General features: G+C 42.2%; 18 protein-coding genes and 1 pseudogene. 5 read left to right on the forward strand and 14 right to left on the reverse strand.

Annotation, left to right across the window (positions count from 1 at the left end; translation table 11 throughout):
• Positions 1-77: 77 nt before the first annotated feature.
• Together H6G86_RS13105 and rbp are read left to right on the forward strand one after the other, a co-directional pair.
• The gene (locus H6G86_RS13105; protein ID WP_190934697.1) at positions 78-620 is read left to right on the forward strand and encodes a phycobiliprotein lyase; all 543 of its coding nucleotides are present in this window, start codon (positions 78-80) and stop codon (positions 618-620) included.
• Positions 621-1190: 570 nt separating this feature from the next.
• A complete protein-coding gene (rbp, locus tag H6G86_RS13110) occupies positions 1191-1520 on the forward strand; it encodes an RNA-binding regulator (RefSeq protein ID WP_012412081.1) in 330 nt (109 codons plus the stop codon).
• Between the two features lie 260 nt (positions 1521-1780).
• Here rbp and H6G86_RS13115 read toward each other — a convergent pair whose 3' ends face one another.
• From H6G86_RS13115 to H6G86_RS13140, 6 genes and pseudogenes are all read right to left on the reverse strand, one after another.
• Positions 1781-2194: a PIN domain-containing protein gene (locus H6G86_RS13115; RefSeq protein WP_190934698.1), complete on the reverse strand. Its 414-nt coding sequence runs from the start codon at positions 2192-2194 to the stop codon at positions 1781-1783.
• Positions 2194-2421: a hypothetical protein gene (locus tag H6G86_RS13120; RefSeq protein WP_190934699.1), complete on the reverse strand. Its 228-nt coding sequence runs from the start codon at positions 2419-2421 to the stop codon at positions 2194-2196. Before H6G86_RS13120 ends, H6G86_RS13115 begins: the two co-directional genes overlap by 1 nt.
• Before the next feature lie 66 nt (positions 2422-2487).
• A complete protein-coding gene (locus H6G86_RS13125; protein ID WP_190934700.1) occupies positions 2488-2730 on the reverse strand; it encodes a hypothetical protein in 243 nt (80 codons plus the stop codon).
• A pseudogene (locus H6G86_RS13130) lies at positions 2711-2965 on the reverse strand (BrnT family toxin); the annotation flags it as partial. The pseudogene H6G86_RS13130 and the gene H6G86_RS13125, both read right to left, overlap by 20 nt.
• Positions 2966-3024: 59 nt before the next feature.
• Positions 3025-4737, reverse strand: coding sequence for a diflavin flavoprotein (locus H6G86_RS13135; protein ID WP_190934701.1), 1713 nt, complete (start codon positions 4735-4737; stop codon positions 3025-3027).
• A gap of 147 nt (positions 4738-4884) precedes the next feature.
• A complete protein-coding gene (locus tag H6G86_RS13140) occupies positions 4885-6609 on the reverse strand; it encodes a diflavin flavoprotein (protein WP_190934702.1) in 1725 nt (574 codons plus the stop codon).
• Between the two features lie 109 nt (positions 6610-6718).
• Between H6G86_RS13140 and H6G86_RS13145 the strand changes: the two genes are divergently transcribed.
• On the forward strand, positions 6719-7528 hold the full coding sequence (locus H6G86_RS13145; protein ID WP_190934703.1) for a pantothenate kinase: 810 nt from the start codon (positions 6719-6721) through the stop codon (positions 7526-7528).
• A gap of 133 nt (positions 7529-7661) precedes the next feature.
• Here H6G86_RS13145 and H6G86_RS13150 read toward each other — a convergent pair whose 3' ends face one another.
• Together H6G86_RS13150 and H6G86_RS13155 are read right to left on the reverse strand one after the other, a co-directional pair.
• Positions 7662-8474 (reverse strand): alpha/beta fold hydrolase, encoded by an 813-nt coding sequence (locus H6G86_RS13150; RefSeq protein WP_190934704.1) that lies wholly within the window; start codon positions 8472-8474, stop codon positions 7662-7664.
• A gap of 214 nt (positions 8475-8688) precedes the next feature.
• A complete protein-coding gene (locus H6G86_RS13155) occupies positions 8689-9183 on the reverse strand; it encodes an NUDIX hydrolase (protein WP_114084487.1) in 495 nt (164 codons plus the stop codon).
• 446 nt (positions 9184-9629) lie between these two features.
• On the opposite strand from H6G86_RS13155, the gene H6G86_RS13160 reads away from it, so the two are divergent.
• Positions 9630-10235: a PEP-CTERM sorting domain-containing protein gene (locus tag H6G86_RS13160; protein ID WP_190934705.1), complete on the forward strand. Its 606-nt coding sequence runs from the start codon at positions 9630-9632 to the stop codon at positions 10233-10235.
• Between the two features lie 277 nt (positions 10236-10512).
• Positions 10513-10680 (forward strand): Asl3888 family RNA-binding protein, encoded by a 168-nt coding sequence (locus H6G86_RS13165; RefSeq protein WP_012412073.1) that lies wholly within the window; start codon positions 10513-10515, stop codon positions 10678-10680.
• Positions 10681-10948: 268 nt separating this feature from the next.
• Here H6G86_RS13165 and argH read toward each other — a convergent pair whose 3' ends face one another.
• From argH to ispF, 6 genes are all read right to left on the reverse strand, one after another.
• The gene (gene argH / locus H6G86_RS13170) at positions 10949-12334 is read right to left on the reverse strand and encodes an argininosuccinate lyase (RefSeq protein WP_190934706.1); all 1386 of its coding nucleotides are present in this window, start codon (positions 12332-12334) and stop codon (positions 10949-10951) included.
• Between the two features lie 103 nt (positions 12335-12437).
• Positions 12438-12647: a hypothetical protein gene (locus H6G86_RS13175; protein WP_190934707.1), complete on the reverse strand. Its 210-nt coding sequence runs from the start codon at positions 12645-12647 to the stop codon at positions 12438-12440.
• 106 nt (positions 12648-12753) lie between these two features.
• Complete coding sequence (gene larB, locus H6G86_RS13180) at positions 12754-13542, reverse strand: nickel pincer cofactor biosynthesis protein LarB (protein ID WP_190934708.1); 789 nt, start codon at positions 13540-13542, stop codon at positions 12754-12756.
• 51 nt (positions 13543-13593) lie between these two features.
• Complete coding sequence (locus H6G86_RS13185) at positions 13594-15378, reverse strand: ABC transporter substrate-binding protein (RefSeq protein ID WP_190934709.1); 1785 nt, start codon at positions 15376-15378, stop codon at positions 13594-13596.
• 100 nt (positions 15379-15478) lie between these two features.
• Positions 15479-17278: an ABC transporter substrate-binding protein gene (locus tag H6G86_RS13190; RefSeq protein WP_190934710.1), complete on the reverse strand. Its 1800-nt coding sequence runs from the start codon at positions 17276-17278 to the stop codon at positions 15479-15481.
• 5 nt (positions 17279-17283) lie between these two features.
• Positions 17284-17766 carry a 2-C-methyl-D-erythritol 2,4-cyclodiphosphate synthase gene (gene ispF / locus H6G86_RS13195; protein WP_190934711.1) on the reverse strand — a complete coding sequence of 161 codons (483 nt, stop codon included), beginning with the start codon at positions 17764-17766 and terminating at the stop codon, positions 17284-17286.
• Positions 17767-17781 lie beyond the last annotated feature (15 nt).

Consider the following 17781-nt stretch of genomic DNA (forward strand, 5'->3'; position numbering starts at 1 on the left):
CAAGTAGCATAGCAACAACAGGTAAGAATGAACTTTTTTACCAGAAATATATTTGTATTAGATGAGGAAAGTAAGGCGTGACATCTCTGTTTAAAACTGCACAAACCACTGATGAATCCCAGATTTCCGAATTTTTCCAGGAATCAACAGGTAAATGGCGATCGCAACGACGCTACTACACCCTACCGAAGGGAGAAACTAAGGAGATCGAGAGTATCGTTACGATCAATTTTTTAGAGCAGGGCTGTGATGAATTGCAAAACCTAGCTCAGATGCACGATTTGCCTGATACAAAGAGTTTAATCTGTGGTGCAGCAGTTGTCTGGGAAAGTACGGATGTGCTGACGACAAAGAAAGAATCGCAAGGTTCAACAATATTTGGAGTGATGGGAAGTACTTTGTATCGCGATCGCGGTTTTGCCATATCTAAACCAGTCACCGCCCAGTATTATTTCTCCAACCCGAAAACACTGTGTTTGCGAACTGAATACAACGGTTCAGTGTTTGAAGAAGAGTTAAAGCTAATTGGCAGTAAATACCGCACCAGACAGACTATTATCTCTCGTGCTGGTGAACAGTTGATGATTGGTCAATATTTAGAAAATAGAATAGATAGTTAGTTTATCAAGAAGGGGAAGGGGGAAAGGGGAAAGGGGAAGCTCACAAGGGTAGGTTTTTTAGAATCTCAAAAATAGTTGAGAAAATTCTCAATTGTTTAACGTAGTTTGGTCGTTTCAGGATTTAAGCATCGGCTGAAATAGGCAAAAAATGACCAAATACAAAATACCTACCCTTGAAAGGAAAGGGGGATAAGGTAAAAACATCACCCCTTGTGGGCGAAATAATCCAAATTTTATGAGGAAGGTAAAAACTTCGCCCGCAAGTGGCGCGACAATCATCATCCCTTTCCCCTTTCCCCTTTCCCCTTTTTTTATCGGGTGCGGCTGGCTATAGTCTCACCCGTTTTGGAACTACCTAGCACCTAGCTCTCAACTTGCAATATAACTTTTTATAACAGTTTTTTAAACTTTCCCCCAGAAAGTTGGTCGCCATGTAAAAATGGGAAGTGAAATGAGAATTAATTCGGCGACAGTGTTTGTTTTTAGTATTGACAGGCTTTTCCCTTTTGGTATTACAGACTTCTCTCCGAAATCTAAATCTCTACAAACTTATGATTTTGGAGACATTTAATGTCAATTTACGTTGGTAACCTCTCCTATGAAGTTACACAAGATGCGCTGAGTACTGTTTTTGCAGAATATGGTTCTGTAAAGCGCGTTCAGCTACCTACTGACCGTGAAACAGGCCGTTTACGCGGTTTTGCTTTCGTGGAAATGAGTTCAGAAGACGAAGAAACCAAAGCCATTGAATCCCTTGATGGTGCTGAATGGATGGGTCGTGACCTTAAAGTGAATAAGGCCAAGCCCAGAGAAGACAGAGGTGGCGGTGGTTCTTTCGGTGGTAATCGTGGCGGTGGTGGCGGTGGCTACAACCGTGGTGGTGGCGGTGGTCGCTACTAAACTCAGGCGAAAACCATTTAGTTTAATCTAGAAAAGGCTCAGGCAGAAATGCTTGAGCCTTTTTTATTCCGGTTCAGTTAGCCATAAAAACCTTAACCTGCTTAGGTTGGATTGAAAGAAGTGAAACCTAACCTATTGCTGGAGTTAATTATACCTTTGATGAGACGGCTTGCGATCGCCCAATAAAACCAGGTTATCAGGCTGGCTCACCGTTTGCGGTTTGTGGCATTGACTCAATTAAGAACTTTTCAGTCATTCTGCTACATCAACCGATTTCTCATATCTTTAGGTGAGAGTACTGGAATCGGCGAACCTGTGAATCCATTTACATCACGAGTAACGATCGCCTCCAACCCCAACTTCATCGCAGATGCTACCTGCACCGCATCTTCAAAATCAGTCAACCCCAATGCGATCGACTGTTCCAGTACCCCGCGATCCACCGCACAAATTTCCATCAATGCCAACAATTGAGTTACTGCGGCAATCGCAACTTCAGCACTCTTGGTCTGTCGTCCAACTAAATAATGCACATCCGTAACCGTTGTTGCCGACATGAACCCTTCAATTTGACCCGATTCAACCGTCTCCAGCAAAAAAGCAGCATCCGCCACAAAAAGTTCACGCGCTAGCAAAGCATCTAGCAGAACGTTCGTATCAAATAAAACTCGCATTACAAATACTTTTGCACCAACCGCTCATCTAGCATTGCTTTCACTTCTTCATCTGTAGGTGGCAATGTGTTAGTCCTGGCAATACCGATTAAACTCGCAGCTAAACCCTTCGGCTTTGAAGTTGGCTGAAGTTTTGGTTGGAGCGATCGCACTAATGTATTGATTAACTGCCAACGATCCTCGGCAGATAATCTCAGCGCTTGATCTTCAAGTTCACGTAAAGTCATAGTAATAATTTCTAACAGAGAGCGTTGGATTATCATAATAAGACGGCTTGCGATACAACGAGATTATCAGGCTGTCTCGCCGTTTGCAGCTTGTGGCATCGACTCAATCAACGCCCTTAACATTTTATTGACCGATTCTGGTGTGGTGAAAACCTGAGCCACATCTTCATCTAAGACCACAACTGTTAATTGTTGCGTTCCACTACGGGCAGCGAAGCGATTAGGCTTTGCTTTTTGATAATCGAAGCGATACTCAGCCTGAAGCTCGTCGTCAGAATTTTGCGATTGTTCAAAAGGTGTTTCGTTCATAATCTTCACGTTCTTTTCGAGTAGCTAGACGGGCGCTGATGATACGGATAGTATTAGAACGCTCAGTGAAACAAATCAACAGCAAGAGATTTTGTTGAGAGTGACCAATAATGATTTCTCGCTGCTCATCTATAGAGTGCGCTTCATCATCAAAGATCACTGCCAGAGAATTGCCAAAGACAGTTTTGGCTTCTTCAAAGCTGACACCGTGCTTCTTCAAATTTGCGGCTGCTTTTGATTGATCCCACTCGAACTACATGACTAGATCGTATCCGATTAGCTATGCAAAGTTGATTAATAATGAGTTGCCGACTTGCGATGATGCACGGCTGTGATGCCATCATTATCTAACAATTTGCCATTCTCGACAGTGGCATAAACTAGCCAATGGTCGCCAGATTCCATCCGGTTTTGTACAGAACATTCCAGATATGCCAAGGCATCTGTAAGTATGGGAGAACCGTTTTCAGCTTCTTGGGCGGCAACATCGGCAAATCGGTCTTGTCCTGGGCCAAAGGGTTTGAGGAAATGCTTCATCAACCCCAAATGATTCCCTTCTTTAAGAATATTGAGGACAAATTTATTTCCTGTATGGGTCAGTGTTTCTACTGCCCGTTCTTTAGCGACGGCTATGGTTAAACCAGGCGGATTAAAGCTAGCTTGAGCTACCCAAGAGGCTAACATGGCACTAGAGCGATCGCCTTCTTTGGCAGTCAAAACGCACAGAGAACCCACTATACGCCCAACTGCTTGTTCTACAGTAGTAGCAGGTTGACTTGGCGATCGCACTTTTCTAGCTTTCTTCAGTGCTTGGGCAAAGTCGGTTCCGGCTTCTTCACACAATTGTAAGGTGGCATCGTCGGGTTTAAATTTCACGCGGATGGTGTCAAAACCAAACCGATAACCAGCATCTTTTAATTTCCCTTCAATTAAATCAACTGCTTCCCCACTCCAGCCAAAGGAACCAAAAACACCAGCGAGTTTGTTGTTAGTCGCGGTGGATAGCACAATTCCTAAAGCTGTTTGCACAGGTGTTGGTGCATGACCGCCGAGAGTTGGAGAACCCATGATGAAACCACCAGCTTTTTCTACAGCCGCCCGAATTTCTTCTGGTTCAGTAAATTCGCAGTTAATTGATTCTACAGCGACACCGGCTTTGGTGATGCCACGAGCGATCGCTTGAGCTAATGTTGCTGTATTTCCATAAGCTGACGCATATATTAACGCCACTGTCAAGTCAGCAGATGTTTGCTGTTGACTCCATTCTCGATAAGATTTGGTCAGGTCGATTAAGCCATAGCGTACCAAAGGCCCGTGTCCAGTGGCATACATTCTCACGGGAAAATCGGCTAGTTTTTCCAGCGCTGTTTCTACTTGACGGGCGTGGGGAGCCATGAGGCAATCAAAATAATAGCGCCGATCTTCGTTATATACTTCCCAGCCTTCATCAAATACCTGATCTCCACAAACGTGCGCCCCAAATAACTTATCTGTGTAGAGAATTTCTGTTTGCGGATCGTAGGTGCAGAGTTGATCTGCATAGCGAGGGTTCGGGGTGGGAATAAATTGTAAATTATGCCCGTTACCCAAATCTAGGGTTTCTTCGCCCCGCATAACCAGAATTTGCAAATCTGGATTTTCCAGTGCTGCACGTAAATTTATCGCTCCGGGATTAGAACAAACAAAGGTGATTTGTGGAGCAATTGCTAACAAAGCTTTTAAAGTTGCAGCCCGGTTAGGGTTGACGTGTCCCAAAATTACATAATCTAAATCTTCGAGATGGAAACGCTGCTGTAAGGCTTCTAAATAAATTTCTGTAAACGTTTCCCCCGGAGGGTCAATGATGGCATTTTTATCGCTTTCAATTAAATAAGAATTAGCAGTTGTACCCTTGGCAAGGGCATATTCAATTTCAAATCTGAGCCTTGACCAACTGCGCGATCGCAGTATTCTTGTATCTGTAGCTATTGGATAAACTTGAACATCACGAGGTTTATTTTTTGACATGGCTTTATTGGGGAATAGGGGATTGGGGATTGGGGACTGAGGATTGGGGACTGGGGACTGGGAAAGTTATTCTCAATACTTAATATTCAATCTTCAATATCTAATTCCTGATACCTAATTCCCAATCCCTAGTCCCCAGTACCTTCTTTAATAGTGATTTCCGACTTTGCGGTGATGCACAGCAGTTAAAGCATCGGGTTTAGAAACTCGTCCGGCGTAGACGGTGCTGTATACTGCCCAATGGTCGCCGCAATCCATTCTACTGACGACTTCGCACTCCATGTAGGCGAGGGCATCGTTGAGGATGGGGGCACCATTTTCGGCTGGCTGGGTTCTTACTCCTTCAAAGCGATCTGCACCAGGGGCGAACCGTTTCAAAAAGTGTTTCATGAGTGGTTGGAAATTGCCTTCTTCTAAAATGTTGAGAACAAAGCGATCGCCTACTTGCATGAGTGATTCAATCGCCCGATCTTTGGCGACTGCAATGGAAAATCCCAAGGGTTTGAAGCTGGCTTGAGCAACCCACGAGGCTAGCATGGCACTGGATACATCACCTTTTTTGGCAGTAATAATATACAGTCCGCCACTGAGTCTACCCAGTGCTTTATCTAAGTCAGCGCCAAGAGATTTCATCGCTTTGATGCTGCGATCGCGTGTTACCCATTGAGCTAAGTCTGTACCCGCTTCTTCACAAAGCTTGTAGGTATTTTCTGTAGGCGTTTGTTTAATCCGAATTGCTGGAAAAACTGTTGTCAAACCCAAATTGCGGAATTTACTCAGCAAAGGATCTATCGGCTCATCATCGCCACCGCCAGTTTCAAACACACCGATAGCTTGCTTTTCTTTGGCAGATCCTAAAACTGTGCTGAGTGCAGATTGGATGCTCGCAGCACCAGAAGCCGGAGGTAGACCAACAATTAGCCCTGCACAACGGCTAACTAGTTCCCGCAGTTCTTGTAAATCGACTTCAGATCCCAAATCGACAATTTCCACGGCGACACCGGTTTTACCGATACCGTTGGCAATTGCTTGGGCGAGGCGATCGCTATATCCATATTCGGAAACATAAAATATTCCAATTACCGTTTCTGGCTTGGCTTGGGTTTGACTCCAACTGCGGTAACGTCCAACTAGTTCCTCAACATTGTGAGATAATAATGGGCCGTGTCCTGTGGCAATCATATCGATGGTTTTAAGTTCCCCCATCCGCTTCAGGGCAGACAAAACCGACCGCGCATTTGGCCCCATCAAGCAATCGTAGTAGTAGTGAAAGTCTTCTTCGATCGCTGCCAAGTCTTCATCAAAGGTGCTATCTGAGCAATAATGCAGTCCAAAAGCATCGCAGGTGTAGAGAGTTTTGGTTTTGTGATCGAAGCTGAAAATGGTATCCGGCCAATGTAAATTTGGAGCAATCACAAATTCAAATTCATGACCATTGCCCAAATCTAAGCGATCGCCATTTTTCACAATCCGCCGCTTGAATGGCTGATGTACAAAATCCTCAAGAAACTGAATCGCCACCTTAGAACCGACAACGGTAATTTCTGGAGCCATTTGCAACAAGTCTTTAACCAAACCGCTATGGTCTGGCTCAGTATGGCTGATAATCAAATAATCAATATCTGTTGGGTTGATTAGTCCGGTGAGCGTATCAAAATATAGTTTACGAAACTTTTCGTGGGAGGTATCAACTAAAGCAGTCTGCTCCCCACGGATGAGAAACGAGTTATAAGTAGTACCGTTTTGCAAACCAAACTCAATATCGAAGCGATCGCGATCCCAGTCTAAAGAGCGAATTGCCGTCGTCTCTTGAGCGATTTCCACCTGCTGTATGGTGAGCCGTTTTTCAGTTTTTTCGGTGAGCGCTACCATAACTCCCTCCTTAACACAATGAGTATTTGTTCCTCTTCTTTTATTGTGACACGTGATGAATGTTAATTTTTATTAAAAAATCTATGGCTGACTTAAAAAAGTTAAAAGTGTGAAACCGCAGAGGCACAGAGAGGAAATTTGGCTAGCGTTGGAAATTGGGAACTCTCGGCTACATTGGGCGTTGTTTATTGACGAGACGCTTTATTCAGCGTGGGATACTGACTATCTTCCTGAGTCTGTTATACAACAGTTGGCTGAATGTCAAACCCTGAATGATTTACTAGAGAAAATTTTTCCCGAATTTAAATCTCTAACAAACACTCACCCCCTCTGCCCTCTCTTAATCGCTTCCGTAGTTCCCAGTCAAACTGCTATTTGGCAAACTTACCCAAATACTCATGTTATTACATTAAACCAAGTACCACTAAAAGGTGTTTATTCCACACTAGGAATTGACCGCGCTTTAGCTTTGTGGGGGGCTGGAAAAATTTGGGGTTTTCCAATGTTGGTGATTGATGCTGGGACAGCGCTAACTTTTACGGCTGCGGATGCTAATCAGTGTCTAGTTGGAGGTGCAATTTTGCCAGGGTTGGGCTTACAATTTGCAACTCTCGGTCAACAAACAGGACAATTACCATTAGTGGAAATGCAAAATTTTCCATCTCTACCACCACGTTTTGCCATCAACACTATAGAGGCTATTCAGAGTGGAGTAGTTTATACAATATTAGCTGGAATTAAAGAATTTATTGGGACATGGTTGCAATTATTTCCTGATGGCAAAATTGTGATTAAAGGGGGCGATCACACTTTATTACTAAACTATCTACAAGTTTTATATCCTGAAATTACAGCACGTTTGCTTGTAGAACCCAATTTGATTTTTTGGGGAATGCAGGAAATAGTAATGGGTGATTAAGGCAACTGAGCCAATTAAATATTTCGCAGCACCAAAAAATGAAAATTTCGATTTTAAGAGCTAGCGATTATATTGACCCTGGCGTTGATTTAATGAATATAAATAAACCTTCTTTTATGGATATCTGTAATTACTAATTTCCTTTAATAAACTCCCGAATCTCAAGTGCTACAACCCCAGAACAAGATTCCGGTAAATCATTTCCGGCATGGGAAATCATTTTCAACTCAACTTTTGGCATCAGTTGAGCATAAACCCGACTCTTGGCTAAAGCATCTGGTGTATCTTGGCCACCTTGTAAAATAAAAACCGGCACATCTATCATATAAAGCCGCTTTTGCACTAATTCCGCTTCAATTTCTATCTGTCGCCGTTTGAAAAGTAACTGGCAACCTCTGGGATAAGGCAATAGCGACTGACGCAACTGCAAGTCTTGGGCAATTTTCTCATGCCAACCCAGGATTTTAGTTAAGGGAGTTAGCGATCGCAACAATTTAACTACTAGTGGTGGATAATTCAATAATCGCCGCATCTTCCGGCAATACTCTTCCTGTCCTGCTATCTCTACGCCCTCTGGTGCAAGCAGTACCAAACCATCGATTTTCTCAGGATACTTTAAAGCATAACTAGCAGCAATCCAACCCCCAAGAGAATGTCCTACTAAATATACTTTTTCTAGTTTGACAGCTTGCAGAAATTCAGCTAAACACTCTACTTGCAAATCTATCGAATGGTGGATATTAGGATTCTCTGACTCACCAAACCCTAACAAATCAGGTGCAAAGCAATGGAAATCTTGTGCAAGGGACTCCATCACAGATAACCATTGACTGCTTTCATTCCAAGCACCATGTAAAAAAATTATAGGAGTTTTTTCACCGACTTCACGCCAGAATACAAGCCCTTGAGAGAGCTTTATCCGGGAGTTACGGAATAGTGTATTCATTTTAATTTAGTAGTTAATTTTTAGCACCATAATAAATAGTCATTTGTCATTAGTCATTTGTCACTAGTTATTTGTCATTAGTTTTGAGCAAATTAAGTCTGAGGCGTTAGCGTAGCGTCTCGTAAAGAAGCTTCCTTAAATCAGAACTTTGGCGGCAAATGACAAAGGACAAAGGACCAATGACCAATGACAAATGACTAATAACAAAATATTGTTATGCCAGTGTTGTCAAGCCATTTAAGTAGTCTTGCAACTGCCTAGTATGGTCGTGAGACATCTGTCCTGAAGGTAGCAAATTCGGAGAAAAAGCTTGGATTTCCATGACTTCCAAAGTATCTTGAATCTCCATTGTCCCATGCACCTCGGCTTCAACCGCAATACAAATTGAATGGATTCTGGGATCGCGGTCTGGTGCAGAGTAAACTCCTACCAAACGGTTGATTTTCACCAATTCTAGCCCCGTTTCTTCAATCAATTCCCGGCGGACTGTATTGGGAATATCTTCTCCCCAATCCACCATGCCTCCAGGCAATGCCCAAAGACCATCATCACGCCGTCGGATCAGTACTATCCGACCATCAGGTAAAATTGGGATGATACTAGTACCAGTAATGGGATGACGAAATATAATACCCAATACTGTTTGTCCAATACGCCATAAGCTACGTGTGGACTGCACAGCTGCCGGAAAAAAAGCAATAACGTTCAATCTTCAAAATTGATATGTTGTATTCTATATTTCTCTACCACTTACATAAACTCAACTCATAAAATTTCGTCGAGTTTTGTTTTATACAAAACTGTTTGTGGTTTGAGATTTTATTCTCACGATTTACGTAGAATATCATTAATCTTAACATTAACTTTCAATAGAAGCACTGTATTTACATATACATATCATTTGTTAAGTTAGAAAACTTTTTAGTTTATAAATAACATTAGCTTTGCTCAAACCAGCTATCATTAATATTTTCTCAAGGCACTTTCAAAAAATTAATCTCAATAAGTATGTCTAAATTCTGAATTCTGAACAGGCAATTAAGTGGTATTGGAGATTGCCACCAAATTCTTGCTAATTCAGCTTAATATACGAAAATCCTTTACAAAAACCGCGATCGCCTTTGGTGTGCAAAAAGCGATCGCACAAATAACCCAATGAAAAATCTAGCTCTACTATCTGCCATAGCCCTCACCACCACATCTGGATTGGTTTTCGGTACAATGCAAACCGCCTCTGCTTTAACTTGGAATTGGAATTATTCTGGTAATGATATAGAGGCGATTGGTACTTTTACCACTGATAACACCCCTGACGATTTGGGTTTTTATCAGATTTTAGGAATTACTGGTACACGAAATGGTGAAACAATTACTGGTCTGCAACCTGTAGGAACTCCAATACCAGGAAACGAACCTTTTAATGTTGACAATTTAATTAGTCTTAATACTCAGCAGTTAACAGGTGATGGTTTTGGTTATTCTACATCGGGGGGAAACTATTCTAGTCCGTTTTTCGCTAGTTTTTTGCCAACGCCAAGTTATTTAGAAGTTTTTTCTGTTCCACCACTGACACCAGGTTTTGAAAATTTGGGGACGGAAGATAGTGAGTTACTCATCAGTTTTTCTGCAAGCATAATCACCGTACCTGAACCCACCTCTATCCTTAGCTTATTTGCCCTTGCTACTATTGGTGTCCCTTCAGCACTCAAACGTAATAAGCCATCTAAATTAACTGATAAGAAGCTTGAAAAAGTTTCCTAAAACCATCAATGAAAGGCTTTGTTGCAAGAACAACTAGTTAGCTAATTTACATATTTTTGATGTATTTGCATCTAAGAAAATGTATTTTTTGTCTAGCTAGTGGGGATAATTCTAAATTGTTATTGACAAAACAAGGTAAAACGCGGTAGACTAGTACACTGTTTAAAGCGTATTGATTGCTGCACTAGGCTACAAGTATATCAATAACATTGGTAGCTAATATTGCCTACGTGATGCCTAGTTGCTACTCTTTTGTTGTTTATTTAATGAGGTGAACATGGCCAAGCGCCGTAACCCGAAAAAAGAAAAGGCGCTACGGAACCAGGCGTATGCCAGAAAGTTTCGTAAACGAACTACGACAGGAAGAATGCAGAGAAGGTTCCAACAAAGACCACCCAAGAGTGAAGAAGAAGAAGGCGCAGCAACAGCAGCTGACACTGACTAAGCTGTCTGCTTAAATCCTTTTTATATAGATTATTTATTGTTTAGGGCGTACAAATGTGCGCCCTTATTTATTTTTGGGCATTGGGCAATACGGTTCAAAGCACTACTTGTACAAAATCGTGGGTTTTGAGACGCGATAAATCGCCGTCTCTACAAGTGTTTTGGTCTTATCTGAACTGTATTGGGAATTGGGAATGAAGAAGAAACAAGGAAGAGAGAGGAGGCTTATTCAATAATTCCCCATTCCCCATTCCCCATTCCCCATTCCCTTATTGATCGATTTGAGCGCGAGCAGCTATGAGTGCTTTGCTAACCTGTACAAAGCCAGTACCACCGTGACTGTTGCGGGCTGCCACAACTTGACGGGGGGATATCGCCTCATAAATATCTGCTGCAAATGCCGGATGTAGTTGTTGCCACTCTTCCAATTCCAAATCTTTCAGGAGTTTACCTGCGGCAATACTAGTTTTGACCACCTTACCGACAAGGTTATAAGCTTCCCGGAAAGGAACGCCCCGTGCTGCAAGGTAATCTGCTACATCGGTAGCATTAGAAAAATCTTCGGTTACGGCTTCTGCTAGACGCTGGGTACGAAATTCTAAGCCTTCTCTGAGCAAAATCGTCATTGCTTCTAGAGATGCTTTGACTGTGTTAACGCTATCAAATAGACCTTCTTTATCTTCTTGCAGGTCTTTGTTATATGCCAGAGGTAGCCCTTTCATAATCACCAGCATTGCCTGGAGATGACCAAATACACGCCCTGTTTTCCCCCGCACGAGTTCTGGTACGTCGGGGTTTTTCTTTTGAGGCATGATGCTGGAACCTGTAGCACAGCTATCTTTGAGGGTGACAAAACGAAATTCTTCAGATGACCAAAGAATAACTTCTTCTGCAAGGCGGCTGAGGTGAACCATAATCAAGCTAGCAGCACACAAGAATTCGATCGCAAAATCGCGATCGCTGACTCCATCGAGGCTGTTAGCATAAATATCGTCAAAATCTAATAGTTTGGCTGTGTAGTGGCGATCAATAGGGAAAGTAGTTCCCGCTAAAGCACCACACCCCAAAGGTGAGATATTGACGCGGCGAGAAACATCTCCTAAGCGTTCCCAGTCGCGTTGTGCCATTTGAAAGTATGCCAAGAAGTGGTGAGCTAAACTCACAGGTTGAGCGCGTTGGAGATGGGTATAGCCTGGGATCAAAGTTTCAACGTGCTTTTCAGCTATATCCAGTAGAACACCTTGGAATTCTCGCAATTCACTTTTGATTTGCTGGATTTGGTCGCGGAGGTAGAGTCTAGTATCAGTACCAACTTGGTCATTACGCGATCGCGCCGTATGCAGTTTTTTACCCACATCGCCGACAATTTCTGTCAGTCGTTTTTCAACTGCAAAATGTACATCTTCTGCATCAACACCAGGCTGAAATCTACCTTGGCGGTACTCTTGGCGAATTTCTTCTAAACCTGCAACCAGTTGCTCACCTTCTTCTGAGGAGATAATGCCCGTGTGAGCTAGCATTTTGGCATGGGCTTGAGAACCAGTCAGATCGTATTCTATTAATTCAATATCAAAACCTATACTGGCATTAAAACGAGCGATCGCTGGATGCAACGCTGATTCAAACCTCTGGCTCCAAGTTTGTTCTTTGGTCATAAATATCAAGAGAGTTGGGGAGAGTTAAGAGTTAAGAGTGAGGAGTTATGAGTTTCTGACTCTTAACTTCTCACTCCTCACTTTCAACTCCTAACTTTTAAATTTAACCGTAGCTAGTTAAATTCCGAATCATATAGCCAATGACTAAACCAATCAACAATGCCCACACTTGACCTGTTTGTATAAAGTGACGCCAAGATTTTTCAATTTGGCCCATCAAGTCTGGATCGGTAATTGTTTGTGCTAGTAGTGCTGTCAAATTTGCAGGCAAATGCCAATATAACCGAGATATCAAATCGCTGTAATAGCTCATATTTGGTGATTAAAAGATTGGGGGTGGCAAATTTCAGATCAGTTTATTTTTCAGATAAATTACTGATAACGTACTGAAATATTGGGTGTAACTTTAAAGTCTTAACTCAAGATCCAGCCGATGCCAACCGCAATTTCTCGGCAGTTCGCAAAATTTGCCCCGCCAATACTGCTGCACCAAAACCATTATCGATATTTACTACACCTACTCCCGCCGCACAAGAGTTAAGCATTGTCAATAAAGGTGCTAACCCGCCAAAACTTGCGCCATAACCGATGCTGGTGGGTACGGCAATTACAGGACAACTCGCTAAACCAGCGACAACGCTGGGTAAAGCGCCTTCCATCCCTGCCACGACAATCAACACCGATGCTGACTCAATCAGGTGGCGGTTACTTAATAAACGGTGAATTCCGGCAACGCCAACATCCCAGAGACGCTTTACCCGGAAACCAGAAAGTTCCGCAGTTACAGCTGCTTCTTCAGCAACGGCTAAATCGGCAGTACCAGCAGAAAGAATGGCAATTTCACCCGCAAATTGTGGTTCGATGTTAGGAGGAGCGATCGCACAAATTCGCGCCGATTCGTAATATCGCAAACCGCTAACTTTTGATTGCAATGCGGTATAAACTGCTGGTTCAATGCGGGTTGCCATCACCACCGGGTTGCGGAGGCGTATTACCTCGATAATTTGAGCAATTTGATCGGGAGTCTTGCCGGGGCCCCAAATCACCTCTGGGAAACCAGTTCTTAGCTGGCGATGATGGTCAATTTTGGCAAACTCACCTACAGATTCATAAGTTAAGTCTTTGAGTGAGTCTAATGCCGTATCTGGGGTAACTTTACCATTGGCAACCGCAACAAGTAGCGATCGCAAGGTTTTTTCATCTGTCATTAGTCCTTTTTCCTTTATTCTTGCCACTAACCACTGACTAATAACTAATGATTAATCCGTTACTTTTATTTCATGAATGTTCCAGAATGCACCACCCAGTGCAGAGTATTGAATACCTTCAAAGCGATTACGCACTGCTGACATTGACAAAGCGTTAACTAAGTAAATAAAGGGTAAATTCTCTTGAGTAATTCGCTGGGTTTCTGCATAAATTTCTTTTCGCTTGGTTGTGTCTAATTCCCTTGCCCCTTGAATGTATAACTTAGCAATTTCTGCTTCCCAAGGAGCCACTTCCCAACCTTGAATCGGTTTTTGTCCTGCTTGGGGTTTCTGATTAAACATGTGCAATCCACCTTCGGGCGACCAGACATTAGCCCCATCATTTGGTTCTAAACCACCAGTCAAACCCAGCATAGAAACTTCCCAATCTAATGAGTTTGACAGCTTATCTGTGTAAGTATTCCATGCCAGAGGTGTGAAATCAACTTGAATACCAATTTTACTCAGGTCTTGTTTTATCTGCGATCCAATTGCTTCGCGGATTTTGTTACCAGCATTGGTGAGCAATGAGAAGCGGACACGGTTTCCTTGAGCATCTATTAATTGGTTGTTGTCGTTATATTTGAATCCTGCTTTTAGTAACAGTTCTTTCGCCTTTTCTGTATTGTAGTTATAAACTTTTAGTCCTTGTTCAGGCGACAGATAATAAGGGCTTTGCACGGAAATGGGTGAATTTTGTGGTTTACCCAAACCACGAAAAGTATTGTTAATCATTGTTTGTCGGTCAATCGCATAGGCTACTGCCTGTCGAAATTCTACAGTATTAAACCAACGCGATTTTATTGGATCAACCAGGGGTTTTCCATCCCTTTTACCTTTATTTAAATTAAAGAAAACAAACGTCGTACCTGTTGCTGGGCCACCATTGAAAATTTTGAAATTCCCCTGTTCTTCTTGCACCTTTAGCAAAGAAAAATAATCTGGTGAGACTCCCACAGTATCTAACCCGCCAGAACGAAATTGCAGTAATGAGGTATCTGTTGATTCCACAATTTCCCACACAATCCGTTCAATATAAGGTTGGGACTCTCCTTTGGGCCCTTTGCGCCAATAGTAGGGGTTGCGCCTAAATACTACACGCTGACTTGTATCGTAGCGCTCTAACTTGTAAGGGCCATTAACAATAATTTGATCTGGAGGAGTATCAACGCCCCATTTTGACAAAAATATTGGCTTACCCTCTTGGTCTTTTGTCTTGACAAATGGTTCTAGAGTATGGGCAGGTAAAATTGGCAGTCCTAAAGCTCCTAAAAACGGTGCAAATGGTTCTGGAGTCGTAAATTCAATTCGTTGAGCATCAATTTTTCGTACCTTTGGCAATGCCCGACTTTCACCAATCCGTAGCACATCTCTAGCATCTGCGGGAATCGCTTCGTTAAGATAAATTTCGTTGAAGGTAAATACTACATCATCTGCTGTTAAAGGCTGCCCATCAGACCATTTCAATCCCTGGCGTAGGGTAAAAACAAACCGCAATTTGTCATCAGAAATTTCCCATGATTCCGCTAAAGAAGGCTCGATTTTGCCACTTATGGGGTTTTCTGTAGTTAATCCTTCATAAATCAAAGAAAAAACATTCGGAACCTCCTGACTGAGAGGATAATTAAAAGTTTTAGGGTCGCTGAGAATGGCACTTACCAATTGCGGCACTTGAGCAGCTACACTTTTGAAGTTAGTGGGGTTGCAAGCGATAAGTGTAAGTGCTGTTACTGAAGTCAGAATTATTGGCAACCAAAAACGTTTAATTACCAGAAATATCTTACTAAAAAGTTTCATACTTTTAATGCACAAATAGTTCATCAATTGAACCTACAGGTCTTATAAGTCTTTAAGCGAATTTGATATGATGAAGTTTAGTCTTAATAAAACATAAAAATTAGCTAGTTTTTTTAGTTTCTACTACTTTAAGTTCATAAATATTCCAATTGTAACTTCCTATCGCTGAGTATTTTACATTCTCAATAGTATTACGCACGGCTACTAAAGCGAGGGAATTGAATAGGTGAATAAAAGGCAGATACTCTTGTGAGAGTTGTTGGGTTTCTGCATAAATAGCCTTGCGTTTTGTTTCATCGAACTCCCTTGCTCCTTGGATGTAGAGGTCTTCAATTTTCTGTTCCCAATCGGTAGCTTTCCAACCTACCGTTGGGGATTGTCCGGCTTGAGCTTTTTGATTAAATACATGAAAGTTACCTTCTACAGACCAGACATTGAAACCATCTTGTGGCTCAATACCACCAGTAATAGCTCCATACCAACATTCCCAATCTAGGGTGTTAGAAATTTTTTCTCCAATAATACTGAAGTCAAGAAATTGTAAATCAACTTTAATGCCTATCTTGCCGAGATCCTGTTGGATTTTCGGTGTAATTGTTGGTCTATTACCAGCAACACCCATCATTGTGAAGCGGACTCGATTACCATCCGCGTCTAACAGTTGACCTTTATCATCATATTTAAATCCTGCTCCCAACAAAATTTGTTTAGCTTTTTCTGGATTGTAATCATAAGTTTTTAAACCTTCTTTGGAAGAGAAATAATAGGGACTGGGAACAGAAATTGGAGAGTCTTGTGGTTCACCCAATCCCCGCAAAGTGTTGTTGATCATCGTTTGGCGATCGATAGCGTAGGCGACAGCCTGTCTAAAAGCAACGTTGTTAAAAATGCGGGACTTAATGGGATCTACAACAGGTTTGCCATTGCGACTACCTTTGTTAAGATTGAAAGTTATAAAACTTGTTCCAGAGTCAGGCCCAGCATTTTTAATAGTAAAGTTACCCTGCTTTTCTTGACGCTTGAGCAATTGAAAATTTCCAGGGCCAATTTCTAGTAAATCTAACCCTCCAGAACGAAATTGCAGCAAAGCTGTATCAGGCGATTCCACAATTTGCCAAATTACACGCTCAATATATGGCAGTTGTTTTCCTTGTGCATCTTTTTTGCGCCAGTAGTAAGGGTTGCGCCGAAATGTTAAGCGTTGATTGGTTGAATAACTCTCGATCGCGTAAGGGCCATTAACAATAATTTTTTTCGGATCTGTGTCGGTTCCCCAAGTGGACATAAACACAGGCTTACCGTCAGAGTTTTTGGCTTCTACTGCTGCACGCAGGGCGTGTTCTGGTAGTATTCCTACCCCTGCTGCAATCGATCGCAAGAAAGGAGCAAACGGTTCTGGCAGAATGAATTCTACTCGGCGTTCATCGACTTTGCGGACTTTCAGAAAAGTCTTACTGCTCCCAATGCGGAGAGCATCTTGGATATAAGTGGGAATGCGCTTGTTCATGTAGATGTCATTAAAAGAGAAAACGACATCATCGGCTGTTAATGGCTTACCATCCGACCACTTCAATCCTTCTCGCAAGGTAAAGACAAACCGCAGTTTGTCTGGGGAAATTTCCCAAGATTCAGCCAAAGCTGGCTCAATTTCTTTATTTATTCCGTTTTGAGTCGCTAATGCTTCATAAGTGAAACCAGAAATATTGGGAGATTCTTGGATGAGGGCGTAGTTAAAGGTTTTAGGGTCACTCGTAGTAGAAACAACTAACTGTGGAACTTGTGCAGCTGCGGTTTTAAAGTTAGATGGATTGCACGCGGTAACTGTAATTGCTGTTGCCGAAGCCAGAATTATTGGTAAGCAAAAACGCTTAATTATGTGAAAGATTGTCGAATATTTCATAGTTTTTATTCTTTCAAAAGCAAGACAACAGCATAAGCAGATATACCTTCCTCACGTCCAACGGGGCCTAATTTTTCGTTAGTGGTAGCTTTGATGCCAATTTGATTTGGTTCTAATTCTAAAATCGTCGCTAGTTTGTCGCGCATAGTGTGAATATGCGGCTTTAATTTGGGACGTTCTGCTACTATCACCGAGTCAATATTTCCTACCTGCCAGCCTTGATCCCGAATCAGTTGATGTACTTGAGTTAATAGTACTAAACTATCTGCTCCCGCCCATTTGGGATCGCTCGGCGGAAAATAATGACCAATATCCCCCAAAGATAATGCCCCAAGCATGGCATCCATAATTGCGTGTGTTAATACATCAGCGTCACTGTGTCCTAATAAACCCAGTTCATGGGGAATTTGAATTCCACCCAAAATCAAAGCGCGATCGCTCACTAATCGATGGATATCGTAGCCGTTACCAATACGAATTTTTGTCATTTGTCATTTGTTATT

It is taken from the genome of Nostoc sp. FACHB-133 (assembly GCF_014698055.1).
Classification (GTDB): Bacteria; Cyanobacteriota; Cyanobacteriia; order Cyanobacteriales; family Nostocaceae; genus Nostoc.

Excerpts from the sequence above, each read along its gene's own strand:
- rbp (WP_012412081.1), top strand. The coding sequence starts at position 1,191 with ATGTCAATTTACGTTGGTAACCTCTCCTATGAAGTTACACAAGATGCG.
- H6G86_RS13115 (WP_190934698.1), bottom strand. The coding sequence starts at position 2,194 with ATGCGAGTTTTATTTGATACGAACGTTCTGCTAGATGCTTTGCTAGCG.
- H6G86_RS13120 (WP_190934699.1), bottom strand. The coding sequence starts at position 2,421 with ATGACTTTACGTGAACTTGAAGATCAAGCGCTGAGATTATCTGCCGAG.
- H6G86_RS13125 (WP_190934700.1), bottom strand. The coding sequence starts at position 2,730 with ATGAACGAAACACCTTTTGAACAATCGCAAAATTCTGACGACGAGCTT.
- H6G86_RS13135 (WP_190934701.1), bottom strand. The coding sequence starts at position 4,737 with ATGTCAAAAAATAAACCTCGTGATGTTCAAGTTTATCCAATAGCTACA.
- H6G86_RS13140 (WP_190934702.1), bottom strand. The coding sequence starts at position 6,609 with ATGGTAGCGCTCACCGAAAAAACTGAAAAACGGCTCACCATACAGCAG.
- H6G86_RS13150 (WP_190934704.1), bottom strand. The coding sequence starts at position 8,474 with ATGAATACACTATTCCGTAACTCCCGGATAAAGCTCTCTCAAGGGCTT.
- H6G86_RS13160 (WP_190934705.1), top strand. The coding sequence starts at position 9,630 with ATGAAAAATCTAGCTCTACTATCTGCCATAGCCCTCACCACCACATCT.
- H6G86_RS13165 (WP_012412073.1), top strand. The coding sequence starts at position 10,513 with ATGGCCAAGCGCCGTAACCCGAAAAAAGAAAAGGCGCTACGGAACCAG.
- argH (WP_190934706.1), bottom strand. The coding sequence starts at position 12,334 with ATGACCAAAGAACAAACTTGGAGCCAGAGGTTTGAATCAGCGTTGCAT.
- H6G86_RS13175 (WP_190934707.1), bottom strand. The coding sequence starts at position 12,647 with ATGAGCTATTACAGCGATTTGATATCTCGGTTATATTGGCATTTGCCT.
- larB (WP_190934708.1), bottom strand. The coding sequence starts at position 13,542 with ATGACAGATGAAAAAACCTTGCGATCGCTACTTGTTGCGGTTGCCAAT.
- H6G86_RS13185 (WP_190934709.1), bottom strand. The coding sequence starts at position 15,378 with ATGAAACTTTTTAGTAAGATATTTCTGGTAATTAAACGTTTTTGGTTG.
- H6G86_RS13190 (WP_190934710.1), bottom strand. The coding sequence starts at position 17,278 with ATGAAATATTCGACAATCTTTCACATAATTAAGCGTTTTTGCTTACCA.
- ispF (WP_190934711.1), bottom strand. The coding sequence starts at position 17,766 with ATGACAAAAATTCGTATTGGTAACGGCTACGATATCCATCGATTAGTG.